General features: G+C 68.6%; 24 protein-coding genes, 3 tRNA genes and 1 pseudogene. 20 read left to right on the forward strand and 8 right to left on the reverse strand.

What is annotated here, in order from left to right; all coding sequences use genetic code 11:
- Positions 1 to 63: 63 nt before the first annotated feature.
- A complete protein-coding gene (locus tag QM714_RS15645; protein WP_415103045.1) occupies positions 64 to 996 on the forward strand; it encodes a polyprenyl synthetase family protein in 933 nt (310 codons plus the stop codon).
- A 165-nt stretch (positions 997 to 1161) separates the two neighbouring features.
- Here QM714_RS15645 and rarD read toward each other — a convergent pair whose 3' ends face one another.
- A complete protein-coding gene (rarD, locus tag QM714_RS15650) occupies positions 1162 to 2070 on the reverse strand; it encodes an EamA family transporter RarD (protein ID WP_415102203.1) in 909 nt (302 codons plus the stop codon).
- 114 nt (positions 2071 to 2184) lie between these two features.
- Here rarD and QM714_RS15655 point away from each other — a divergent pair, with 114 nt between their 5' ends.
- The gene (locus tag QM714_RS15655) at positions 2185 to 2586 is read left to right on the forward strand and encodes a hypothetical protein (RefSeq protein ID WP_415102205.1); all 402 of its coding nucleotides are present in this window, start codon (positions 2185 to 2187) and stop codon (positions 2584 to 2586) included.
- A gap of 57 nt (positions 2587 to 2643) precedes the next feature.
- On the opposite strand, the gene QM714_RS15660 is transcribed toward QM714_RS15655, so the two are convergent.
- Complete coding sequence (locus QM714_RS15660) at positions 2644 to 3726, reverse strand: 2-oxoacid:ferredoxin oxidoreductase subunit beta (protein ID WP_415102207.1); 1083 nt, start codon at positions 3724 to 3726, stop codon at positions 2644 to 2646.
- Entirely contained in the window at positions 3723 to 5669 is a 1947-nt protein-coding gene (locus tag QM714_RS15665) for a 2-oxoacid:acceptor oxidoreductase subunit alpha (protein WP_415102209.1), read from the reverse strand. The genes QM714_RS15660 and QM714_RS15665 overlap by 4 nt, the downstream gene beginning before the upstream one ends.
- Before the next feature lie 235 nt (positions 5670 to 5904).
- Between QM714_RS15665 and QM714_RS15670 the strand changes: the two genes are divergently transcribed.
- Genes QM714_RS15670 through QM714_RS15685 form a run of 4 tightly spaced genes read left to right on the forward strand, consistent with a single transcriptional unit; the run spans position 5905 to position 9581 of the window.
- On the forward strand, positions 5905 to 6933 hold the full coding sequence (locus tag QM714_RS15670; protein ID WP_415102211.1) for a sulfate ABC transporter substrate-binding protein: 1029 nt from the start codon (positions 5905 to 5907) through the stop codon (positions 6931 to 6933).
- Positions 6930 to 7781, forward strand: coding sequence for a sulfate ABC transporter permease subunit CysT (cysT, locus tag QM714_RS15675; RefSeq protein WP_415102213.1), 852 nt, complete (start codon positions 6930 to 6932; stop codon positions 7779 to 7781). The genes QM714_RS15670 and cysT overlap by 4 nt, the downstream gene beginning before the upstream one ends.
- Positions 7774 to 8583 (forward strand): sulfate ABC transporter permease, encoded by an 810-nt coding sequence (locus QM714_RS15680; protein WP_415102215.1) that lies wholly within the window; start codon positions 7774 to 7776, stop codon positions 8581 to 8583. The genes cysT and QM714_RS15680 overlap by 8 nt, the downstream gene beginning before the upstream one ends.
- A complete protein-coding gene (locus QM714_RS15685; protein WP_415102217.1) occupies positions 8580 to 9581 on the forward strand; it encodes a sulfate/molybdate ABC transporter ATP-binding protein in 1002 nt (333 codons plus the stop codon). The genes QM714_RS15680 and QM714_RS15685 overlap by 4 nt, the downstream gene beginning before the upstream one ends.
- Positions 9582 to 9650: 69 nt before the next feature.
- On the opposite strand, the gene QM714_RS15690 is transcribed toward QM714_RS15685, so the two are convergent.
- Positions 9651 to 10142 carry a YajQ family cyclic di-GMP-binding protein gene (locus QM714_RS15690; protein WP_415102219.1) on the reverse strand — a complete coding sequence of 164 codons (492 nt, stop codon included), beginning with the start codon at positions 10140 to 10142 and terminating at the stop codon, positions 9651 to 9653.
- Positions 10143 to 10280: 138 nt separating this feature from the next.
- On the opposite strand from QM714_RS15690, the gene QM714_RS15695 reads away from it, so the two are divergent.
- From QM714_RS15695 to QM714_RS15715, 5 genes are all read left to right on the forward strand, one after another.
- Positions 10281 to 10361 (forward strand) — tRNA-Tyr (locus tag QM714_RS15695).
- 241 nt (positions 10362 to 10602) lie between these two features.
- Complete coding sequence (locus tag QM714_RS15700) at positions 10603 to 11613, forward strand: ABC transporter substrate-binding protein (protein WP_415102221.1); 1011 nt, start codon at positions 10603 to 10605, stop codon at positions 11611 to 11613.
- A 10-nt stretch (positions 11614 to 11623) separates the two neighbouring features.
- Positions 11624 to 12682, forward strand: coding sequence for a FecCD family ABC transporter permease (locus tag QM714_RS15705; RefSeq protein WP_415102223.1), 1059 nt, complete (start codon positions 11624 to 11626; stop codon positions 12680 to 12682).
- Entirely contained in the window at positions 12679 to 13743 is a 1065-nt protein-coding gene (locus QM714_RS15710; protein ID WP_415102225.1) for a FecCD family ABC transporter permease, read from the forward strand. Before QM714_RS15705 ends, QM714_RS15710 begins: the two co-directional genes overlap by 4 nt.
- The gene (locus tag QM714_RS15715) at positions 13740 to 14531 is read left to right on the forward strand and encodes an ABC transporter ATP-binding protein (RefSeq protein WP_415102227.1); all 792 of its coding nucleotides are present in this window, start codon (positions 13740 to 13742) and stop codon (positions 14529 to 14531) included. The genes QM714_RS15710 and QM714_RS15715 overlap by 4 nt, the downstream gene beginning before the upstream one ends.
- Positions 14532 to 14682: 151 nt before the next feature.
- On the opposite strand, the gene QM714_RS15720 is transcribed toward QM714_RS15715, so the two are convergent.
- The 3 genes and pseudogenes from QM714_RS15720 to QM714_RS15730 all read right to left on the reverse strand — a co-directional run bounded on the left by QM714_RS15720 (position 14683) and on the right by QM714_RS15730 (position 16980).
- Positions 14683 to 14895: an arginase family protein gene (locus QM714_RS15720; RefSeq protein WP_415103046.1), complete on the reverse strand. Its 213-nt coding sequence runs from the start codon at positions 14893 to 14895 to the stop codon at positions 14683 to 14685.
- A gap of 104 nt (positions 14896 to 14999) precedes the next feature.
- A pseudogene (locus tag QM714_RS15725) lies at positions 15000 to 15806 on the reverse strand (agmatinase family protein); the annotation flags it as partial.
- Entirely contained in the window at positions 15760 to 16980 is a 1221-nt protein-coding gene (locus tag QM714_RS15730; protein ID WP_415102229.1) for a PQQ-dependent sugar dehydrogenase, read from the reverse strand. The pseudogene QM714_RS15725 and the gene QM714_RS15730, both read right to left, overlap by 47 nt.
- A 79-nt stretch (positions 16981 to 17059) precedes the next feature.
- Between QM714_RS15730 and QM714_RS15735 the strand changes: the two genes are divergently transcribed.
- From QM714_RS15735 to QM714_RS15745, 3 genes are read left to right on the forward strand one after another with little or no spacing between them, the layout of a single operon-like run.
- The gene (locus tag QM714_RS15735; RefSeq protein WP_415102231.1) at positions 17060 to 18418 is read left to right on the forward strand and encodes an MFS transporter; all 1359 of its coding nucleotides are present in this window, start codon (positions 17060 to 17062) and stop codon (positions 18416 to 18418) included.
- A gap of 44 nt (positions 18419 to 18462) precedes the next feature.
- The gene (locus QM714_RS15740) at positions 18463 to 19428 is read left to right on the forward strand and encodes a pirin family protein (protein WP_415102233.1); all 966 of its coding nucleotides are present in this window, start codon (positions 18463 to 18465) and stop codon (positions 19426 to 19428) included.
- A gap of 4 nt (positions 19429 to 19432) precedes the next feature.
- Positions 19433 to 20035 carry a DNA-3-methyladenine glycosylase I gene (locus QM714_RS15745; protein WP_415102235.1) on the forward strand — a complete coding sequence of 201 codons (603 nt, stop codon included), beginning with the start codon at positions 19433 to 19435 and terminating at the stop codon, positions 20033 to 20035.
- Positions 20036 to 20071: 36 nt separating this feature from the next.
- Here the strand turns inward: QM714_RS15745 and QM714_RS15750 are convergent, their stop codons facing one another.
- A complete protein-coding gene (locus tag QM714_RS15750) occupies positions 20072 to 20242 on the reverse strand; it encodes a hypothetical protein (protein ID WP_415102237.1) in 171 nt (56 codons plus the stop codon).
- Between the two features lie 84 nt (positions 20243 to 20326).
- Between QM714_RS15750 and QM714_RS15755 the strand changes: the two genes are divergently transcribed.
- The 6 genes from QM714_RS15755 (at position 20327) to QM714_RS15780 (ending at position 23011) form a co-directional block, all read left to right on the forward strand.
- Positions 20327 to 21727: an amidase gene (locus QM714_RS15755; RefSeq protein WP_415102239.1), complete on the forward strand. Its 1401-nt coding sequence runs from the start codon at positions 20327 to 20329 to the stop codon at positions 21725 to 21727.
- Between the two features lie 60 nt (positions 21728 to 21787).
- Positions 21788 to 21860: transfer RNA gene (locus QM714_RS15760), tRNA-Thr, on the forward strand.
- A gap of 52 nt (positions 21861 to 21912) precedes the next feature.
- A tRNA-Met gene (locus tag QM714_RS15765) sits at positions 21913 to 21986 on the forward strand.
- Positions 21987 to 22039: 53 nt separating this feature from the next.
- Positions 22040 to 22210, forward strand: a complete 171-nt coding sequence (rpmG, locus tag QM714_RS15770; RefSeq protein WP_415102241.1) for a 50S ribosomal protein L33 — start codon at positions 22040 to 22042, stop codon at positions 22208 to 22210.
- A gap of 10 nt (positions 22211 to 22220) precedes the next feature.
- Positions 22221 to 22622: a MaoC family dehydratase N-terminal domain-containing protein gene (locus tag QM714_RS15775; RefSeq protein ID WP_415102243.1), complete on the forward strand. Its 402-nt coding sequence runs from the start codon at positions 22221 to 22223 to the stop codon at positions 22620 to 22622.
- Positions 22619 to 23011, forward strand: a complete 393-nt coding sequence (locus tag QM714_RS15780) for a MaoC/PaaZ C-terminal domain-containing protein (RefSeq protein WP_415102245.1) — start codon at positions 22619 to 22621, stop codon at positions 23009 to 23011. The genes QM714_RS15775 and QM714_RS15780 overlap by 4 nt, the downstream gene beginning before the upstream one ends.
- Positions 23012 to 23016 lie beyond the last annotated feature (5 nt).

Here is a 23016-nt window from a genome sequence, read left to right on the forward strand (position 1 = left end):
CAGACCGAGGGCCTGGCTCTGCCGGTCCTCGACGAGGAGCTCGCCGCGCGGCTGACCGAGCGGATGGCGCTGGTCGAGAAGGAGCTCGCCGGGCACGTGCGCAGTCGAGCGGCCTTCGTCACCGAGGCCGCCTCGCACCTGATGGCCGCCGGGGGCAAGCGGGTGCGCCCGCTCCTGGTCCTGCTGGCGGCCGAGACCGGGGAGCGGCCCGCCGACCCGGGCGTGATCACCGCTGCCTGTGTCGTCGAGCTGACCCACCTCGCCTCGCTCTATCACGACGACGTGATGGACGAAGCGGCCCTCCGTCGTGGAGCCGACTCGGCCAATGCCCGCTGGGACAACCACGTCGCGATCCTCACCGGGGACTTCTTGTTCTCCAAGTCCTCCGAGCTCACCGCCGAGCTGGGGGCTGACGCCGTACGCATCCAGGCCCAGACCTTCACTCGCCTCGTCGAGGGCCAGATCCAGGAGACGGTGGCGGTGGGGCCGGGCGAGGACCCGATCGAGCACTATCTCGACGTCGTCGCCGGGAAGACCGGGTCGCTGATCGCGACCTCGGCGCGATACGGCGCGATCTTCGGCGGCGCGACGGCCGACGTGCAGCGCGCGCTGACAGAGTACGGCGAGATCGTCGGATCGGCCTTCCAACTGTCCGACGACATCCTCGACATCGCCTCGGACTCCGTCGAGTCCGGCAAGACTCCCGGCACCGACCTCCGTGAGGGCGTCCCCACGCTGCCGGTGTTGATGGCGAAGGCGTCCACCGACCCCGCCGACACCCGACTGCTTGAGCTGCTCGACGCCGATCTGAGTGACGATGCGCTGCACGCCGAGGCACTCCGCCTGCTGCGCACACACCCCGCCATGCAACGAGCTCGCGACTACGTCGTCGGTCAGGCCGCCGAGGCCAAGGAGCGGCTGAACGTGGTCCCGCCCGGCGCGGTCCGCGACGCCCTCGAGGCCTTCGCCGACCTGGTGGCCACCCGGACCAGCTGACCAGCGTCGGGTGAGTTCTGCCGCGGTCTTCTTGCATCTGCCGCGCCCTTGTGGGGGGTGACCGCCTCGTATACCGGGCCCTCAGCCACCACAGCGCCGCGGGAGATGGGGTGGGATGCAGTTTCGGACCACCGGAGTGCCAATCAGCCCGTCCACGGCGAGCAACTAGAGGGCGGTGGCCTCGGCGGTGTCGCGGAGTTGGTGGCGGTGGTTGCGGATGGCCTCGACGGTGAGGAGTGCCAGGGCGAGCCAGACGAGCAGGAAGCCGATCCACCGGCCGGGCGGCATCGGCTCGTGGAACCACAGCACGCCGAGGGCGAACTGGAGCACCGGGGCGACGTACTGCAAGAGCCCGATGCTGACCAGGGGGATCCGGATCGTCGCTGCGCCGAACAAGGTGAGCGGTACGGCGGTCACCAAGCCGAGCGAGACCAGCAGGAGGGCATGATCGAGGCCCTCGGTCGCGAAGGTGGATCGGTGCTGAGCGGTCAGCCAGGCGAGGTAGCCGACGGCGAGGGGGGCGACCAGCATCGTCTCGAAGGCGAGGCTCTCGACCGCGCCGACCCCGGCGAGCTTCTTGGCCAGGCCGTAGGTGCCGAAGGTCAGCGCGAGGACCAGCGCGACCCAGGGCGGCCGTCCGTAGTCGACGGCGAGGACAGCAACCGCGAGGACGCCTACGCCGATCGCAGCCCACTGCACGGGTCGCAGGCGCTCGCCGAGCACGAGAATGCCCATCAAGACACTGACCAGCGGGTTGATGAAGTAGCCGAGCGAGGACTCGACGACGTGCCCGTTGTTGACCGCCCAGATGTAGGTCGACCAGTTCAGGCTGACCGTGATCCCGGCCACCGCCAACATGGCGGTCGCGCGCTGCGGGCGCAGCACTGCTCGGAACTCGGCGGTCCGCCCGGCGAGGACGACGAGCACAGCCATCACGACGAAGGACCACAGCACCCGGTGGGCAAGGATCTCCAGCGCGCCCGCCGGCTCCATGAGCGGGAAGTAGAGCGGGAAGGCGCCCCAGATGAGGTAGGCCACGATCCCGAAGAGCAAACCGCGATGCGCCTCCGACACCGACTCAGCATAGGGTGCGGAGGGAGCGTTCTCGCGGGGTGTGCCGGCTTGGCCTTGGTGCCCGCGCGCGGACGTCTCAGCAAGGAAATCCCACATCACACACAAGGGGGAGACATGAGGGTTCGTTTCGCCGCACTGCTCGCGGCGGGCGCCATGGTCCTGGGCCCGGCCGCCGTCGCTATCGCGCCAGTCGCCGACGCCACGCCAGCCAGCAAGGTTGCTGGCACTCGCAAGGTGGGCGCGAAGATCGTCAAGAAGCACAACAAGCTCTTCTTCCAGGGCAAGGTCCAGGACTACAAGAAGAAGAAGCTGGTGATCCAGAAGGCGACCTGCGACCCGAGCAAGCCGAAGTGCAAGTTCAAGAAGTTCAAGAAGGTCAAGACCGACGCCAAGAACAAGTACCGCCAGCAGGTGCCCGCACCGCGCAAGGGCAAGTGGTACTGGCGGGCGATGGTGCCGGCCTCAGGTGGGTATGACGTGTCCTACTCGAGCATCTGGTACACCTACACCCTCTGACCCGCAGTCAGAGACTCCGCGGATCCAGGCTTTGGAGGCCCCTACTGGTGGGACCGCTCAGGCCACGGTCCAGGTGTCGCCGCCGCCGATGAGCGCCGCGAGCCGTTCGGCTCGGGTGCCGTCGGCGGCGGCTTCTGCGTGGTGGACCTGAGCGCGGGCCTGGTCGTCGTACGTCGGCCGTTCCACCTGCCGGAAGATGCCCACGGGCGCCCGGTGGAGGTGGCCCGCGTCGGTCAACCGGGAGATCGCGAACGCCGTCGACGGATCCGGACTGTGCGCGTCGTGCACGAGCAGCGCGCTCTCGCCGACCTCGGCCACCTCGGCGATCTTCACCCCGCCGGTGGCGTGGTCGCGGATCAGCCCCTTGGCGCCGTCAGCGCCGAACCGGATCGGCTCACCCTGCACCAACCTGATGAGCGCGTCCTCGGAGCCGGGTCCCTTGATGGCGTCGAAGGCGCCGTCGTTGAAGATCGGGCAGTTCTGGTAGATCTCGACCAACGAGGTCCCGCGGTGGGCTGCCGCGGCGGAGAGTACGGCGGTCAGGTGCTTGCGGTCGGAGTCGACCGTGCGCGCCACGAAGGTGCCTTCCGCGCCCAGGGCTAGCGAGATCGGGTTGAAGGGGTAGTCGACCGAGCCCATCGGGGTGGACTTGGTCACCTTGCCCGGCTCGGAGGTGGGGGAGTACTGCCCCTTGGTCAGGCCGTAGATCCGATTGTTGAACAGCAGGATGTTGAGGTTCACGTTGCGACGCAGCGCGTGGATGAGGTGGTTTCCGCCGATCGACAGTGCGTCGCCGTCTCCGGTGATGACCCAGACCGACAGGTCCTCTCGAGCCGTCGCGATCCCCGTGGCGATGGCGGGCGCTCGCCCGTGGATGGAGTGCATGCCGTAGGTGTCGAGGTAGTAGGGGAAGCGAGAGGAGCAGCCGATGCCCGAGATGAACACGATGTTCTCGCGGCGCAGTCCCAGATCGGGCAGGAAGCTCTGTACTGCCTTGAGGATGACGTAGTCGCCGCAACCGGGGCACCAGCGGACCTCCTGGTCCGAGGTGTACTCCCGTGCGGTCTGGGCGCCGTCGAGGGTCGGCACTCCGTCGATGCCACTGTGCAGGCCGGGGAACGGCAGTTCGGTGGCGGTCACGAGCCGACCTCCTCGGTGTGGGATCGACGGGCGGTGCGCTCGGGCGACAGGTCGACCTCGGCGCCCTCGATCTCGGTGAGCAGAGCGCCGATGGCGTCGACCAGCTCGGCGGACTGGAGTGGCAGCCCGCGGACGCTGTTGTAGCCGACGGCGTCGACGAGATAGCGAGCGCGGAGCAGCATCGACAGCTGGCCGAGGTTCATCTCGGGCACCAGCACTCGGTCATAGCGGCGCAGGATGTCGCCCAGGTCGGTCGGCAGCGGGTTCAGGTGGCGCAGGTGGAGCTGGGCGACGTCGTAGCCTGCGCGGCGTACTCGTCGGCAGGCGACCCCGATCGGTCCGTAGGTGGAGCCCCAGCCGATCACCAGCACCTTCGCGCGCCCGGAGGGGTCGTAGACCTCGGTCGGGGCGTAGTCGTCGGCGATGCGCTCCACCTTGGCCGATCGCAGTCGCACCATCAGGTCGTGGTTGGCCGGGTCGTAGGAGATGTTGCCGTGGCCGTCCGCCTTCTCCAGCCCGCCGATGCGGTGCTCGAGCCCGGGGGTGCCGGGCACGGCCCAGGGCCGAGCCAGGGTGTCGGGATCGCGCAGGTAGGGCCAGAACGCGGCCACCTGCTCGCCCTCGGCCTTCCCCGAGACGGTGGTGTTCGTCTCGGTGGCGAAGTCCGGCTCGATGGTCGAGAGCTCGCCGACGTCCGGGATCCGCCACGGCTCGGAGCCGTTGGCGAGATAGCCGTCGGAGAGCAGGAGCACGGGCGTGCGGTAGGTGACGGCGATCCGGCTTGCCTCCACCGCCGCGTCGAAGCAGTCGCCCGGCGACTGGGGGGCGATCACCGGCACCGGCGCCTCGCCGTTGCGGCCGAACAGCGCCTGCAGCAGGTCGGCCTGCTCGGTCTTGGTCGGCAAGCCGGTGGACGGGCCACCACGCTGCACGTCGATGACGATCAGCGGAAGCTCGGTCATCACGGCGAGCCCGATCGTCTCCGATTTCAGGGCAAGGCCCGGGCCGGAGGTGGTCGTGACCCCGAGGCTGCCGGCGAAGGACGCCCCGAGCGCGGCGCCGATCCCGGCGATCTCGTCCTCCGCCTGGAACGTGGTCACGCCGAACGACTTGTGCTTGCTCAGCTCGTGCAGGATGTCGGAGGCGGGCGTGATGGGATAGGAGCCGAGGAAGACAGGGAGCCCGGCCTGGACCCCGCCTGCGACCAGCCCGTAGGCCAGGGCGAGGTTGCCGGTGATGTTGCGGTAGTTGCCGGCGGCCATCGGAGCGGGGTCGATCTGGTAGGAGACGGCGAACGCCTCGGTGGTCTCGCCGAAGTTCCAGCCGGCCCTGAAGGCCGCCAGGTTGGCATCGCGGATCTCGGGGACTCGGGCGAACCGGGATTTGAGGAACCTCAGGGTCGAGTCCACGGGGCGGCCGTACATCCACGACAGCAGGCCGAGGGCGAACATGTTCTTGGCCCGGGAGGCGTCCTTGCGGGTCAGTCCGAACTCCTTGACCGCCTCGATCGTCATGCCGGTCAGATCGAGGGCGTGGACGGCGAAGGCGTCCAAGGAGTCGTCGTCGAGAGGGTTGTCCGAGTAGCCCGCCTTGGTCAGGTTGCGCGCGGTGAAGTCGGCGGTGTCGACGATGATGGTTGCGCCCTTCGGCACGTCGGGCAGGTTGGCCCGTAGAGCCGCCGGGTTCATGGCGACCAGCACGTTGGGTGCGTCGCCCGGGGTCAAGATGTCGTGGTCGGCGAAGTGCACCTGGAACGACGAGACTCCGGGCAGCGTGCCTTGCGGAGCGCGGATCTCGGCGGGGAAGTTGGGCAGCGTCGAGAGATCGTTGCCGAACGACGCGGACTCGTGGGTGAACCGGTCGCCGGTGAGCTGCATCCCGTCACCCGAATCGCCGGCGAACCTGATGATGACCCGATCGAGCTGCTTGACCCTCTTGGTCACCGCGTGTTCCCTGCTTCCTTCGCCAAACGAGTGCCCGTTCAGCCCACCACGATAGCCCGCGCGGGGTCGGCGCCGACGCAGCGTTCACGGTTTGGTGGGCCGACATCTCTGGCGAGTGATCCAGACCACGTCCGTGGCGGGCGCGCCAACTTGCCTTAGACGATAAAGTCGAGTAAACAAGTCGAGTAACTTAACAGACGCATGAAAGCCATGCGTTATATGAAAGGGAGCCTCCATGCGCTCACGTGTCATCGCTGCGACTCTTGTCGCGGCCTCGCTGGCCCTGGCCGGCTGCGCCTCGACCAAGGCATCGAGCAGCGGCAGCGACTCAGATTCCACGGATCTGAGCGTGGTGGGCTTCTCCGTGTTGGAGGCAGCCAACGTCCCGGTCTTCGCAGACTTCGCGAAGACCGATGCCGGCAAGGACGTGCAGATCACCACGTCGTACGGCGCTTCGGGTGACCAGAGTCGCGCCGTCGAGGGCGGACTGGACGCCGACCTTGTGCACTTCTCGCTCGAGCCCGACATGACCCGGCTCGTCGACTCCGGACAGGTGGCCGAGGACTGGAAGGACAACGCGACCAAGGGGATCGCAACCTCGTCGGTCGTCTCCTTCGTGGTCCGGCCAGGCAACCCGAAGAACATCAAGGGTTGGGACGACCTGATCAAGCCCGGCGTGGAGATCATCACGCCGAACCCGGCCTCCTCCGGCTCTGCCAAGTGGAACATCCTGGCGGCGTGGGCCCACGTCGTCGGCGCCGGTGGCAGTGAGGCGGAGGCGCAGACCTTCGTCAAGAAGCTGCTGCAGAACACCATCGCGCTGCCCGGTTCGGGCCGCGACGCCACCACCGCCTTCACCGAAGGAAACGGTGACGTGCTGCTCTCCTATGAGAACGAAGCGATCGTTGCCCGTGCGAGCGGTGCTGACGTCGACTACCTCGTGCCTGACGACACCTTGTTGATCCAGAACCCCGCCGCCGTCTTGAAGGACGCCGATCCCAAGGCGCAGGACCTGCTGGACTTCATGACCTCGGCCGAAGGCCAGGCGGACTACGCCAAGTCCGGCTTGCGCCCCGTGATCGACGGGGTGACCCTTCCCGAGGTCAAGGGTGCCAACGACCCGTCCGACCCCTTCCCGACGCCGAGCAAGCTCTACACCATCGACGACGACTTCGGCGGGTGGGCCGATGCCAACACCAAGTTCTTCGACGAGAACGACGGCATCATCACCAAGCTCCAGCAAGACACCGGGACGCTTGAGTGAGCACGGCCGCTACGACGGTCACCCCGGCGCGCGACACCACCGCGCGCCGGGAGGGGCCGGTCAGCACGCTGACGCCGGCCTCGACGCTCAGCTTGGGCATCGCGGTCACCTGGTTCAGCCTGTTGGTGCTGATCCCGCTCGCAGCCTTGGTGGTGACGGCCGCGGAGGGTGGTTGGGCGGCGTACTGGCAGACGCTGACAAACCCGCAGACGCTGGCTGCTCTCCGGCTCACGGTCGGCCAGGCCGTCCTCGTCACCCTCATCAATGCGGTGATGGGCACCCTCATCGCCTGGGTCCTGGTGCGTGACCGATTCGTCGGCAAGCGGGTGCTCGACGTGGTGATCGACATTCCGTTCGCGCTACCCACCATCGTCGCCGGCTTGGTGCTGTTGTCCCTCTACGGCCCGCGCAGCCCGATCGGAGTCAACTGGGCGAGCACCAAGGTGGCTGTCTTCTTGGCCTTGGCCTTCGTCACGCTCCCCTTCGTGGTGCGCACGGTGCAGCCGGTGCTCGAGGAGCTGGAGCACGATGTGGAGGAGGCCGCCGCGTCCCTGGGTGCCCGTCGCGCCACGATCCTGCGGCGGATCATCTTCCCGAGCCTGGCACCGGCGATTGCGGCCGGGTCGGCGCTCTCGTTCGGCCGCGCTATCGCCGAGTACGGCTCCTTGGTGCTGCTGTCGGGAAACCTGCCCTTCCACACCGAGGTCGTCTCGGTGCGGGTGTTGACCTTCATCGAGGGCGGCAACCAGGCCGCGGCTGCCAGTCTGGCCACGGTCATGCTGGCGGTGGCTCTGCTGGTGATCGTCTGCCTCGACATCGTCCAGCGAAAGGTGGCCCGTCGTGGTTGAGCTCTCTCCCGCGCGGTGGACACTGCGGATCCTGGTGATCGGCTACGTCTTCATGCTGGTGCTCTGGCCGGTGGCACTCGTCGTCCGTGGCGCCTTCCAGGACGGAGTGGGTGCGATGCTCGAGTCGCTCACCAAGCCCGACGTGGTGCATGCGCTCAACCTGACGCTCGGCATCGCGTTCTGGGCGGTGCTCGTCAACACCGTCTTCGGGCTGGCGATCTCCTTGCTGCTGGTGCGCTACGAGTTTCCCGGCAAGCGAGTGCTGTCTGCTCTTATCGACGTGCCGCTGTCGGTCTCGCCGGTCGTCGTCGGCCTTGCGCTCCTGCTGGTCTACAACGGGCGCACCGGCTGGTTCGGACCGGCGCTGGAGCGGGCAGGCTTCCAGGTCATCTTCGCCGCTCCCGGCATGATCATGGCGACCTGTTTCGTGGCGCTGCCGCTGGTGATCCGAGAAGTTGTGCCCGTGCTCACCGAGCTCGGCGACGACCAGGAGCAGGCTGCCCGCAGCCTCGGCGCAACCGGGCGCCAAACACTCTGGCGGATCACGCTGCCCAGCATCAAGTGGGCGGTCGTGTACGGCGTCGTCCTGTCGCTGGCGCGCTCGCTCGGTGAGTTCGGGGCGGTCAAGGTCGTCTCCGGCAACATCACCGATCGCACCCAGACCGCCACGCTCATCGTCGAGCAGAAGTACCAGAACTTCGACCAGGCTACGGCCTACTCCATCGCCTTCGTCCTCGCTGCGGCGTCGGTGATCTGCATCATCATCGTTTCGCTTCTTCGTCCGAAGGAATCTCACTCATGAGCATCGACATCCACGGCGTCACCAAGCGCTTCGGCAACTTCGTCGCCCTCGACGACGTATCCGTCAGCCTGCCCTCCGGAGAGCTGACCGCACTGCTCGGCCCCTCCGGCGGCGGCAAGTCGACGCTGCTGCGCATCATCGCCGGCCTGGACCAGGCCGACGAGGGCACGGTCGCCATCGAGGGGGTGGACGCGACCGGGTTGCCCGCGCAGAAGCGAAACGTCGGCTTCGTCTTCCAGCACTACGCGGTCTTCAAGCACATGAGCGTGGCAAAGAACGTCGCGTTCGGGCTGGAGATCCGCAAGCGGCCCAAGGCCGAGGTGCGTCGCCGGGTGAGCGAGCTGCTCGACCTGGTGCACCTCTCGCAGTTCGCCGACCGCTACCCCTCCCAGCTCTCCGGAGGGCAGCGTCAGCGGATGGCGCTTGCCCGGGCGCTCGCGGTCGAGCCGTCGGTGCTGCTGCTCGACGAGCCGTTCGGAGCGCTGGACGCCAAGGTCCGCAAGGAGCTGCGTGACTGGCTGCGCCGCCTGCACGACGAGGTCCACGTCACGACGATCTTCGTGACCCATGACCAGGAGGAGGCCCTCGAGGTGTCCGACGGCATCGTGGTGATCAACGAGGGTCGGATCGAACAGATCGGGTCGCCCGACCAGCTCTACGACGAGCCCGCCAACCCGTTCGTGATGGGCTTCCTCGGGGAGACCACCCGGCTCGGCGACCTCACCTTGCGCCCTCACGACATCGACGTGTCCCTAACCAGGGCACAGCCGAACGCGGTCCAGGGCACCGTCACCCGGGTGCTGCGGGTCGGCTTCGAGGCCCGGTTGACCGTGCACACGGTGCCGGGGGCCGACGTGCAGGTGGTCCTCACCCGCACCCACGCGCAGGGCCTCGGGCTCGCCGAGGGCGCCACCGTCTGGCTCACCCCCGCCTCCGGCGCCACGATGATCCCGGCCACGGGAGCACCCAGCTCCGACGACCTGGTCGCCACCGCCTGACTCCGCGAGACGTCATACCCTCCGGTCGCTCGGGCGACCGGAGCGCATGCCGTTGTCCGGGAGGCAGGGTCAGCGGTAGTTGGTGAACTGAACCGCGAAGTCGTAGTCCTGCTCCTTGACCAGGGCGATCACCGCCTGGAGGTCGTCGCGCTTCTTGGAAGAGACCCGGAGCTCGTCGCCCTGGATCTGTGCCTTGACGCCCTTGGGGCCCTCGTCGCGGATGAGCTTGGCGATCTTCTTCGCGTTCTCCGAGGAGATGCCCTCCTTGAGGGCGATCGCGATCTTCGACTGCTGGCCGGACTGGCGGGGCTCGGAGGCGTCGAGAATCTTCAGGCTCTGGCCTCGCTTGATCAGCTTCTGCTTGAACACGTCGAGCACGGCGTTGGCGCGGTCGTCGGCCGAGGCACTGATCTCGATGGCCGTGTCACCCTGCCAGGCGATGGTGGCTCCGGTGCCCTTGAAGTCGAACCGGGTGGCGACCTCACGAGCCGTCTGGCCGAGGGCGTTGTCGACCTCCTGGTGGTCGAGCTTGCTGACGATGTCGAACGACGAGTCGGCCATGGGCTGCTCTCTCTCCTTGGGTCTGTTTTCGCGTGTGGTCGAGGCCCTGTCGCGGCGGCTCGACCGTTTTCGTCCGGGGGTGCGCCCTGAGGTATTGTTCCTTCTCGTTCTCGCCCGGCCAAGCCGGGTGACGGACACGGCAGGTTGCCCGAGCGGCCAATGGGAGCGGACTGTAAATCCGTCGCGAAAGCTTCGAAGGTTCGAATCCTTCACCTGCCACACGTAGCGCGAACCGACCGCGACAACCGAGAACGCGGGGCGTGAGCCGCCTCCGGCCACCCGGTCAGCAACCCCGACTACGGCGGTGCTCTCCGGTCGTCGCTGCCTCTCGGTCAGCGCCACCGGCGACCAGCACTGCGTCAGCAGACCGGCGCCGGGGGACTCCCGTACCGTCCCCGGACGATTGATGAATCTCCCGTTAGGTTAGGCTTGCCTTATCCAGACTAGAAAGGCATGCCAGGTGAACCTGCGCCGTACCCCCGCCCCCGTCCTTCTCGGACTGGCGCTCACCACGGGCCTCGCTCTTGCCGGCTGCGGCTCGGACGACGAGTCTAGTGAGGCCAGCGCCGACACGTCGTGGTCCTATGTGTCCGGCAACGGCGACACGATCACCCTGGACCACAAGCCCGAGCGCATCGTGGCCAGTGCCGCCGAGGCCGGCGGACTGCTGGCCTACGGCATTCGGCCGGTGGGCATCTACCTCGCCCAGGACATCAAGTGGGAGCCCGGGCTGGCCGACCAGGACATCTCCGACATCCCGATCGTCGGTGAAGAGTGGGGCCATATCGACGCCGAGAAGGTCGCCGAGCTGCAACCGGACCTGATCCTCGCGGACTGGTGGCCACCCCAGGAGGCCTATCAGGGCTTCGAGGAGGGCGTCGACGAGGAATCGCTCAAGGTGGCGAAACTGGCACCCGTCATCGGCGGCAGCCAGGAGGGCTCGTTGCTGGAGCTGATCCAGTGGTACGACGGCTTCGCGAAGAGCCTGGGCGTGGACGTCGACAGCGGGGAGTACGCCGAGGACCGCGACCACTTCGAGGACGCGCTCGCCGCGTTCAAGCAGGCAGTGGCGGACAAGCCCGGGCTGACCGCGCTCGCCGTCGCGCCTACCGAGGACGCGCTCTACGTCGCGGTCCCGCAGTACTCCACCTCGCTCACCGACTTCCAGGACTGGGGCCTGGACGTGATCGACCCGGAGTCGCCCGACAAGGGATTCCCCTACTGGGAGACCGTGTCCTGGGAGAAGGCCGACAAGTACCAGCCCGACCTGCTCCTGGTCGACGATCGCGGCTACGAGGACAACCTCAAGACCGGCGAGGCGCAACCGACCTGGGACAAGATCGCAGCGGCGAAGGCCGGCGCCGTCACACCATGGCCCGGCTACTGGGTGCACACCTATGGCGACTACGCCGATCAGCTCGACACGCTCACCGCCGCCATCGGGCAGGCGGACACCAACGTCGGCTCGTAGCCTCACGGAGGTGAGCAGCACTCTCGACGTCCGGCGCGCCGACCCGGAGCCCACGCCGCGGGCCCGGGGCGGCGCGCCGCGATTGACGATCGGCCTGATCTTGCTGATCGCTGTCCTCGGCGTCGTCGTGCTCGGCAGCGTGCTGCTGGGCACCCGCGACGTCGGTGTGGGGACGATCTGGCACGCACTTGCCGACTACAACCCCGACTCGACCGGGCAGACGGTCATCCGTGAGATGCGGGTGCCGCGCACGTTGATCGGGCTCACCGCTGGGATCGCTCTCGGCCTGAGCGGCGCCATCCTGCAGGCGTCCACCCGGAATCCGCTCGCGGATCCGGGGATCCTGGGCGTCAACGGCGGTGCGGCGGCCGCCATCGTGGTCGCCATTGCCCTGATCGGGCGGCAGAGCCTCACGACGTACATCTGGTTCGGCTTCGTCGGCGCCGGCATCGCGGTAGTGGTGGTCTACTCCATCGCGGCGCTGGGCCGCGAAGGCGCGACCCCGGTCAAGCTGGCGCTGGCGGGCGCCGCGGTCAGCGCGGGCCTGTACGCACTCATCTCGGCGATCGTGATCGCGAACCTCGAGGCTCTCAACGAGATGCGCTTCTGGCAGGTCGGCTCGCTGGCGGGTCGCTACTGGACCGTGCTGCAGCAGACCGCACCGTTCCTGGTCGTCGGCAGCATTGTGGCCCTCTTCTCGGGACGCGTGCTGAACGGGTTGGCTCTCGGCGACGAGATGGCTTCGGGTCTCGGGGTGAACGTACGGCGGGCGCGGCAGGTGCTGTTCGCCATCGTCGCGGTGCTCTGTGGGGCTGCGGTCGCCGCGTGTGGACCGATCGTCTTCCTCGGGCTGGCCGTGCCCCAGGCAGCGCGCGCCATCGTCGGGCCGGACTACCGCTGGGTGCTCGCCTACACCGCGGTGCTCTCGCCCGGCGTGATGCTGATCGCCGACATCGTCGGCCGACTGATCGTCTCGCCCGGCGAGCTCGAGGTCGGGGTCGTCCTCGGCATCCTGGGTGCCCCCGTGTTCATCGGCCTCGTCCGCTACAAGAACCTGGCTCAGCTATGACCGCCCTGGATCTCCCGGGCGCCGGTGCCCCGGACGCTCTCGAGCTGACCCGAGCGGCTCGACGTGGCAGGGCGCGGCGATGGCTGCTCGTCACGGGGGGCGCCGGTCTGCTCGCCCTGGCTCTGTTCGTGGTGACGTTGGGGATCGGATCGACCTACATCTCGCCACTGGACGCCGTGACGTCGCTGCTCGGACTGCGCGAGGACCCGATCACCGACTTCGTCGTGCGTGAGCTCCGCCTGCCGACTGCCGCGACCGGGCTAGCGGTCGGGCTCGCCTTCGGGCTCGCCGGCCCGCTCTTCCAACGGATGCTGCGCAACCCGCTTGCCTCTCCCGACTTCGTCGGTGTGTCCTCCGGCGCCGCACTGTTCGCCTCCGCCGCGATCGTGCTCGCTCATCTGAGTGGCCTATGGGTGTCCGGCGCAGCGCTGGTGGGATCGGCGGTGAGCTCGCTGCTGATCTACCTGCTCGCCTGGCGCGACGGGATCACCGGCTTCCGGTTCATCCTCATCGGCATCGGCACCGCCGCCATGATGGAGGCGCTCGTCGGCTACCTGCTCGCCCGCGCCCAGGTCTTCGACGCCCGGGCCGCGATGGCGTGGTTGATCGGGTCGGTCGGCAACGCCGGTGCAGCCGAACTGCGAATCCTGTGCGTGGTGCTCGCCGTCGCGCTCCCGCTGGCCCTGCTGCTCGACCGGCCACTGGGCGCGCTGGAGCTCGGCGACGACCAGGCGATCGCCCTCGGCAGCCGGGTGGAGGTGGCCCGGCTGTTGCTCATCGTGATGGCCGTGGTGCTGGTCGGCTTCGCCACTGCGGTGGCTGGGCCCATTCCGTTCGTCGCCTTGATGTCGGGGCCGATCTCCGCTCGCCTGTTGGGCTCCGCCGGCGGGTCGATGCTGGCGTCCGCTTTCGTGGGCGCGGCTCTGGTGATGGGAGCCGACCTGGTCGCCAGTCAGTTCATGCCGGTCGTGCTCCCGACGGGCGTGGTCACCGGCCTCGTGGGGGCACCGTTCCTGATCTGGCTCCTGGTCAGTGTCAATGCAGGAGGTCGACGCGGATGACCGCACACGAACTGCGTGCCGAACGACTCGCGCTCGGCTACGACGGCAGGCCGGTGGTCGAGGACCTCGACCTGGAGATCCCCGACGGCAAGATCACCGTCATCGTGGGCGCCAACGCCTCGGGGAAGTCGACCCTGCTCCGCGGCCTGGCACGCCTGCTGACACCCGCGTCGGGGCGGGTGCTCCTCGATGGTGCCGCCTTGGCCGATCTGCGCAGCCTCGACGTGGCCAAGCTGATGGCGCTGCTCCCGCAGATTCCGGTAGCGCCGGACGGGATCACCGTCGGCGACCTGGTCGGCCGTGGCCGCTATCCCCATCAGGGATGGTTCCGCCGATGGTCGGCCGCCGACGACACGGCCGTCGCTGCGGCGCTGGATGCGACGGGCACGGGAGACCTCGCCGACCGGGTGGTCGCCGAGCTCTCCGGTGGTCAACGGCAGCGGGTCTGGGTGGCGATGGCCCTCGCGCAGGGCACCGACCTCCTGCTGCTCGACGAGCCGACCACCTACCTCGACATCAACCACCAGATGGAGCTGCTCGACCTGCTGGCCGAGCTCAACCGCCGCAACAACACCACTATCGTGGTCGTGCTGCACGACCTGAACCTCGCCTTCCGCTACGCCCACCACTTGGTGGCGATGAAGGGCGGTCGCATCGTCGCCGAGGGCCGACCTGCCGAGATCGTGGACACCGCGCTGGTGAGCGAGGTGTTCGGACTGGAGTGCCTGGTCGTTCCCTGCCCCGCCAGCGGTGCCCCGATGGTGGTGCCCGTCGGCCGGCAGGAGTGACGGGCGTCCCCGTCCCGTCTGCCGCGGTGCTGTAGTGGGTCAGGGCCCGGTATGCGAGGCACTTTGCCACTACAAGACCGCGGCAGACGAACGAAGACCGCGGCAGACGGCTACCGTGCGCCCACTCCCCTGAGCCGGAGCCTCGTCGAGCTCAGTGCTCGTGGCCGCGGACGTGGCCTTCGGGGAGGGGCGCCACGCGGGAGTCGAGGAGGGGCTGGGCAGGGTTCCAGCGGGTGCCGTGCACTTCGTCGTACCGCTTCCGGGCGATGGCGGACAGTGCTTCCAGTACGACCCGGTTGGCCAGGGCAGCGGTGATATCGGCATGGTCGTACGGCGGCGCGACCTCGACCACGTCGATGCCCACGACCGGGAAGCTCCAGGCAGATCCGGCGGACCGCGTCGAGGAGGCTGACGTGCCGACAGCCCGCCGGGCTCTGGGGTGCCGGTCCCCGGCGCGTGACCGGGATCGCAGACGTCGATGTCTACGGAGAGGAAGACGCCGTCGCAGTCGTCGGTGGCGATCTCGAACGACTCGGTGAGGCAGTCGTCGAGGCCGCGATGGACGATCTCGGTCATCTCGAAGGACCGCATCCGCTGGCCGGCCATCCAGTCCAGTGTCTCCGGCTCGGGCCAGTAGCCGCGCAGCCCGATCTGTAGGAACCGGTCACCGCGGACGGCGCCGGACTCGATGAGCCGCCGCATCGGCTGGCCGTGTCCCCACAGCGATCCGAAGGTGATGTCACCGGTGTCGGCGTGGGCGTCGAAGTGGATCAGGCTGACCCGCCCCTGGCCCAGCACGTCGGCCACACCGGAGGCGTCGGAGTAGGTGATCGAGTGGTCGCCGCCGAGGATCACCGGGATGGCGCCCGTCCCGGAGACGGTCGCCACCATCTCGCGGATCTGCGTCAGCGAGCGCGCGATGTCACCGGAGTAGAGCTCGAGGTCGCCGACGTCGACGATCTTGAGGTCCTGCAGCGGGTCCGTGCGCAGGGCCAGCGACGGACGTGAGCCGTCGTGGGGGAGATAGTCGGTGCCGCGGATGGCCTGCGGGCCGAACCGCGCGCCCGAGCGGTACGACGTCCCACCGTCGAACGGCGCGCCGACGATCACCACGTCGGAGCCGGCGAAGGTCTCCGGATCGTCGGGGTCGGCGGCAGGCACGCCGAGGAAGGTGAAGTCGGGTCCGAAGAGGTTGCCGATCCTGGTCACGCGTCCACCCTGTCGCAGGTCATCCGGTGACGATCCGGTAGACGGAGCCGTCCGCAAAGCCGGCATACAGCTCGCCGGCGGCCTGGGAGATGGTCAACAGGGTGCCGCCGGGGTTGATCCGGAACTGCGAGCTCTTCTCCTTGACATCGAAGCCGCCGATCCAGCCGGTGAGGTCGCCGTACACGTAGTAGCCACGCAGCGCCCGCTCACTGCCGCGGTAGATGCCGCCGCCGATGATGCTGCGACCCTGGGAATGCCCGTAGCTGAACCGGGGCTTCACCAGCGTGCCGCCGCGCAGCTTCTCCGAGCGGTCGTAGATCCGGCGGCCCTCGAAGTGGGACCAACCGAAGTTGAGCAGCTTCTTCCCGCCGGCCTTGACCTGATCGACCTCCTCGATCCGGTTCTGCCCGACGTCGCCGACCCAGAGCCGGTTGGTGGCCGAGTCCAGAGACATCCGCCACGGGTTGCGGAGGCCGATCGCCCAGATCTCCTGGTGGCCCTGGTGCCCGACGAGGGGGTTGTTGCGGGGGATGGAGTACGGCGCTTTGCCGTGCACGTCGATCCGCAGGATCTTGCCGAGCATGGAGCCGTGGTCTTGGGAGTGCCCGAACTGGTTGCCGGAGCCGCCGCCGTCGCCGGTGGAGATGTAGAGCATCCCGGCGTCGTCGAAGACCAGCTTGCCGCCGTTGTGGTGGGCGTCTTGGCGGTGTCGGGTGCGCAACACATTGCGGTAGGTGCTGGGGACCAGATGCCGCTTGCGCACCTCGACCCGACCGATCTGGATGTCGCCAGTGCCCTTGCGGGTGAAGTAGACGAACAGCCGGTGGTTGGTCTTGAACTCGGGGTCGAAGGCGATCGAGAGCAGCCCGCGCTCACCGTCGCAATGGGTCTTGCTCTTCAACGAGCCGGCTCGGCGCAGCGTGGAGTGGCGCAGCACCTTGATCACCCCGCACTGCTGGGCGATGTAGAGATCGCCGGAGCCGGGAGGGCTGGCGACGTCGATCGGAGTGGCGAGCCCCGAGACCACTCGATCGAGGTGCACGCTGGGTGCCCGGCGAGCCGGAGTCTTGGCGGCCGCGTGCTGCGCCGCTGGCACCGCGTCGTTGCCGCTGCGCGGCGTCGCGGCGGAGCTGCTGCCGGCGCTCGCGGCCAGGCCGGCCAGCGCGGTGGCCGAGGCAACGAGTGCTGCGGTCCAGGTCGCCCGGCGAGTGGAGCTGGCATGAGGAGTCGCTGTGGGCATGGCCTGACGCTACCGGGCCGGACGGACTTCTGTGCGCCCCGACCGACACCGGCGACTGCGGTCGGCGAGAATGACGCCAGTGTCCCCTCCGCGCCAGCAGATCGAGCAGCTGCACAACATCGGGCGACGCCGCGCCTGGGTGATCTGGGTCGTGGCGGTGTCGGTCTACGTCTTGGCGGTCTTCCACCGCAGCTCGCTCGGCGTCGCCGGGCTGCTCGCCGCTGATCGGTTCGGGATCTCGGCGACCGAGCTCGCCTCGTTCACGGTCTTGCAGTTGCTCGTCTACGCCGGAATGCAGATCCCGGTCGGAGTGATGCTCGACCGGTTCGGATCACGGGTGATGCTGTTGGCCGGACTTGCCGCGATGACTCTGGCCCAGCTGGCATTCGCCTTCGCGACCACCTTCTCGATCGCAGCGCTGGCCCGCGCCGTGCTGGGTGCTGGCGACGCGATGATCTTCGGGTCGGTGCTGCGGCTGGTCACCGCCTGGTTCCTGGTGCGGCAGGCTCCGTTGGTCACCCAGCTCACCGGCCAGGTGGGCCAGCTCGGTGCGATCGCGGCCGCGGGCCCACTCGCCTGGGCGCTGCACGCGCTCGGCTGGACCCGCACCTTCGCCGTCGTCTCCAGCATCGGCGTCGTGCTGATGGTGGCGGTTGCGCTACTCGTCAAGGACTCGCCGTATCGGGTCGCCGCCCCGGTCGTCGTCAAGATGCGGGTGCTGGCCCGGTCGCTGCGCAGCGTGTGGGGCAATCCGGGCACTCGGCTGGGGATGTGGTCGCACTTCACCTCGCCGTTCTCGGTCACCATCTTCGGGATGCTGTGGGGCTATCCGTTCCTGGTGCAGGGGGAGGGGCTGTCCTCACGCGAGGCCGGGATCCTGCTGATGGTGATGACCGGCTGGGTGATGGTGGCCGGGCCGGCGATGGGGCTGCTGGTGGCACGATTCCCCTACTACCGATCGCCGATGGTTGTCGGGGTGGTCACCATGATCGCCGTGGTCTGGACGATCGTGCTGGCTCAGTCCGGCCCGGCTCCGATCTGGTTGCTCGTGGTGCTCGTGCTCGCGATCGCGACCGGCGGCCCGGCCTCGATGGTGGGCTTCGACCTGGCCCGGACCTTCATGCCACAGGAGGCGAGCGGGCGGGCGAACGGCGTGGTGAACATCGGCGGCTTCCTGGCCGCTCTGCTCACCATCGCGCTGGTGGGCATCGTGCTCGACTGGCGCCAGCCGGCCGGCATGGCGGCGTACGATCTCGCGGACTTCCGGATCGCCCTGTCGGTGCAGTACCCCGTCTGGCTTCTCGGCGTGGTGCAGATCCTGCGCTTCCGCCGCAAGGCACTGGCCCATCTGGCTCGGGTCCATCCCGGATCTATCGAGCAGCTCAAACGCGGTGAGCCCTTCGTCCACCCCGGGTTCTCCGATCGAGAAGGTGTCTAGCTCCTCGACGCCTGGGCCCTTGACCCTGGCGCGACGATAGGAGGGTGACAGTGCAGAAGGTGCTCCCTCGAGAGGTGCCGCTCGGCGGCCTCCGGGCGATGACGGTGCGACGCACGCTGCCGTCGCGGGAGCGGTCGCTGATCGGCGCATGGTGCTTCGTGGACCACTACGGGCCAGACCGGGTGGCAGACACCGGTGGGATGAGGGTCGCGCCGCATCCGCACACGGGTTTGCAGACCGTGAGCTGGCTGTTCACCGGTGAGATCGAGCATCGCGACAGTGCCGGCCACCATGCGCTGGTGCGCCCCGGTGAGGTCAACCTGATGACCGCCGGCCGAGGGATCAGCCACTCCGAGGTCTCCACCGCGCCGACCCGTGAGCTGCACGGCGCGCAGCTCTGGGTGGCCCTCCCCGACTCCGCCCGCGACACCGAGCCCGGCTTCGTGCACCATGCCCCGCAGCTGATCGAGGGCGACGGCTGGGCCGCCCGCGTCCTGGTCGGCTCTCTGTTGGGGGACACCTCACCGGTGTCGACCTTCACCCCGTTGGTCGGAGCGGAGCTCACCGTGGACGAGGGGACGGTTCTCGAACTGGAGACGGAGCCTGGCTTCGAGTACGGCGTGCTGGTCGACCACGGTGTCGTCTCGATCGGTCGAGCCGGTCCGGCCGGCACCGAGGTCAAGCCGGGCGAGCTGGCCGCCTTGCCGGCCGCGGACGAGGACGCCGGGTGGCCACTCGTCATCGAGGCGCTCGGCGGCGGGAGCAGGGTCCTGGTGCTCGGGGGTGAACCGTTCGGAGAGCAGATCGTGATGTGGTGGAACCTCGTGGGTCGGAGCCATGACGACATCGTCGGCTATCGAGCCGAGTGGCAGGCGCAGATCCTCGACGACGGCAAGCCGGTCAGCTCTGGGCACCGGGCGGCGCCGGGCAGGTTCGGCGTGGTGAGCGACCGGCTGGCGCCGATCCCGGCACCGCCGCTTCCCAACGCCCGCTTGAAGGCGCGAGGCTGAACGCGTGGACGTGGTCGGTCAGGGTGCGGTGACCGGCGCCGACGGCATCGCCCGTTGCCCGTGGGGCTCCAGCAGCGAGGAGTACATCGCCTACCACGACGCCGAGTGGGGAATGCCGGTCGTCGGCGAGGCCGCCCACTTCGAGCGACTCACCTTGGAGGCCTTCCAGTCCGGTCTCTCTTGGCTGACCATCCTGCGCAAGAGACCGGCGTTCCGGGCTGCCTTCGCGGACTTCGAGGCTGACGTCGTCGCGGCGTACGACGACCGCGACGCCGAGCGACTGATGAACGACGCCGGCATCGTCCGCAACCGCGCCAAGATCCAGGCCACCATGACCAATGCGGTGGCGACCGTGCGACTGCGCGAGGACGGTGGTCTGGCGTCCTTCGTCGAAGGGTTCCGCCCCGATCCGCTCCCCGCCCCGAGGACTCTCGCCGACGTGCCTGCCACGTCGGCAGCGTCGGTGGCGCTGTCGAAGGCGTTGAAGAAGCGAGGGTTCGTGTTCGTGGGCCCGACCACGATGTATGCGCTGATGCAGGCGATCGGCCTGGTCGACGATCATCTCGCCGGCTGTCATCGGCGAGGTTGCGCGGTGTCAGGCCGTTGAGGGTCTGCCAGGGAACAAGGTGGCGTGTTCGTCTCGTCAGCGGTCGCGGGTGTCGTCGAAGAACATGATGACGATGGCGACGTACACGGATGGCCCCACGAAGAGCGCGACTACGATGCCCGCGGCGAGGTTGACCCACCCGGCGGCGATCATGAGCCAGATCAGCACCGCACCCGCGAGCCCGAGCCAGAGCGGCCATAGCGTCATTCCACCAGGGTAGTACGTATGCGCGAGTCGTCGTCCGGTATCTCGGGGCGTCGGACAGCAGGCCAGATGCACTAAAGTGAGTCGGTGACTCGTGTCCATGCCTTTGCAGACGATGCCCTCGGCGACCGCGACGCGGTCGGTCTGGTCGACGCCTTGCACGCCGGGGAGATGTCGGTCCCCGAGGTGGTGGAGGCTGCCATCGCTCGGGTGAGCGCCGTCGACCCCCACCTCGGTGGCCTCGCGCTCGAGACGTTCGATCGGGCAAGGGCCGAGGCCGGTAACCCCCGAGGGGGCTACTTCGCCGGCGTACCGTCCTTCATCAAGGACAACGTCGAGGTGGCCGGCCTGCCGACCCAGCAGGGCACCGACGCCTACGTCTCCCGACCGGCCAAGGCCGACGGCGATCTGGCCCGGATGTATCTGGCGACCGGCCTGATCCCGATCGGCAAGACGCAGCTGTCGGAGTTCGGGTTCAGCGCGACTGCGGAGCACCCCCGTCTTGGTCCGGTCCGGAACCCGTGGGATCAGGACTACAGCGCCGGCGCCTCCTCGTCGGGCTCGGGTGTGTTCGTCGCGGCCGGGGTCGTGCCGATCGCCCACGCCAACGACGGCGGCGGCTCGATCAGGATCCCCGCCTCCGCCAACGGGCTTGTCGGGCTCAAGCCGACCCGCGACCGGCTGGCCCAGGATCGGGTCAACCGGCAGATGCCGGTGCGGATCATCGCCGATGGTGTGCTCACCCGCTCGGTGCGCGACACGGCCGCCTTCCTGAGGGAGTCGGAGCGGGTGTATCGCAACCTGGCGCTGCCTCCCGTCGGCGACGTGACCCGTCCCGGACGGCGGCGCCTTCGGGTCGCGGTGGTCACCGACTCGCGCCACGCCACCGTCGAGCCCGAGTCGGTGGAGCAGATACTCAAGGTCGCCGCCCTGCTCGAGAGCCTCGGCCACGAGGTCGAGCAGACCGGGCCGCCCGCCAGCGAGACCTTCGCCGACGACTTCTTGCTCTACTGGGCGTTCTTGGCCTTCGTCCTGCTCGGCACCGGTCGGCCGACGTTCGGCCCGACCTGGGACCGGTCGAAGGTGGACAACCTCTCCGCCGGGCTTGCTCGGCACTGTCGGACGAACCTGCCCCGTCTGCCCGGAGCGATCCGTCGGCTGCGCCGGTCGGCCGTGGCCTCGGCGGAGTTCTACCGCGACTGGGACGTGATGCTCACCCCGACCATGGGTGGGCCGACCCCGAAGCTGGGCTACCTCGACCCCACCCAGGACTACGAGACCGTTATCGAGCGACTGCTGGGCTGGGTCGCCTTCACGCCGTACCAGAACGCCACCGGCGACCCGGCGATCTCGCTGCCCCTGGCCACCGACTCCCACGGACTGCCGATGGGCGTCATGTTCGGCGCGGGGGCCGGTCGGGAGGCAACCTTGTTGGAGCTCGCCTACGAGTTGGAGCAGGCTCAGCCCTGGGCTCGGATCCAGGGCTGAGCGGGACCTCCAAGCCGATTTCTCCCCGAGCCTCGCGGCTGTGTATCCTTGCTCGCCGTTGCCCCCTTAGCTCAGTCGGCAGAGCGACTCCATGGTAAGGAGTAGGTCTACGGTTCGATTCCGTAAGGGGGCTCTGGATCGGAGACCCGGCTCGGAGTTCGCTCACGCCGGAGCTCCGTGTCCGCGGCGGGGTAGCTCAGGTGGTTAGAGCACACGGCTCATAATCGTGGTGTCGCGGGTTCGAGTCCCGCCCCCGCTACTGCGCAGCGCGACCGCTTCCGCACGCACCAACGATCGACCAAAGGACCTTCCGTGGCCAGCAAGAGCTCCGACGTTCGCCCCAAGATCACACTCGCCTGCACCGAGTGCAAGGAGCGCAACTACATCACCAAGAAGAACCGCCGCAACGACCCCGACCGGTTGGAGCTGGCGAAGTTCTGCCGGCGCTGCCGCAAGCACACCCCGCACCGCGAGACCCGCTGACCCTCGGGTCATGCCGATCGACCAGTCCCTGGTGGGGCGAGAGTTCCCGCCGACGCGGCCTTATGCCGTGGCCGAGGAGAAGGTCCGCGAGTTCGCCGTCGCCGTCGGCACGCCGTACGACGGCGGCTCGGTGCCGGCGACCTTCCCGATCGTGCTCGCCTTCGACGCGATGAACCAGTTCCTCGAGGCCGAGCAGGTGGAGCTGTTCCGGATCGTCCACGGCGAGCAGCGCTTTCACTACGAGCGGCCGATCCGGCCGGGCGACGTGCTCACCGCGACGTTGTCGGTCGCGTCGCTGCGGCAGATCGGCGGCAACGACATCATCGGCACCCGCAGTGAGATCACCGACGCAGGCGGCGCGCTGGTCTGCACGACCACGGCCACCCTGGTCCACCGGGGAGCCGACCAGTGACCCCCGGCGACGTGCTCGTGACCCGCTCCTATCGGGTCACCCGGGCCGACCTGGTGCGCTATGCCGGTGCCAGCGGCGACTTCAACCCCATCCACTGGTCCGACCGTGTGGCCACCGGGGTCGGCCTGCCAGGCGTGATCGCGCACGGCATGTTCACGATGGCGCTGGCCGCTCGGGCGGTGGCGGAGTGGACCGACGGCGCCGAGGTCGCCGACCTTGGTGCCAAGTTCACCAACCCGGTGGTCGTGCCCGACGACGATGACGGCGTAGAGGTCACCGTCGCAGGCACCGTCAAGAGTGTCGAGGACGGATTGACCACCCTGGCCCTGGAGGTCACCTGTCAGGGGCAGAAGGTGTTGGGCCTACCGAAGGCCGTCGTGCGTGGCTGAGATCC

It is taken from the genome of Nocardioides sp. (assembly GCF_047602075.1).
GTDB lineage: Bacteria > Actinomycetota > Actinomycetes > Propionibacteriales > Nocardioidaceae > Nocardioides.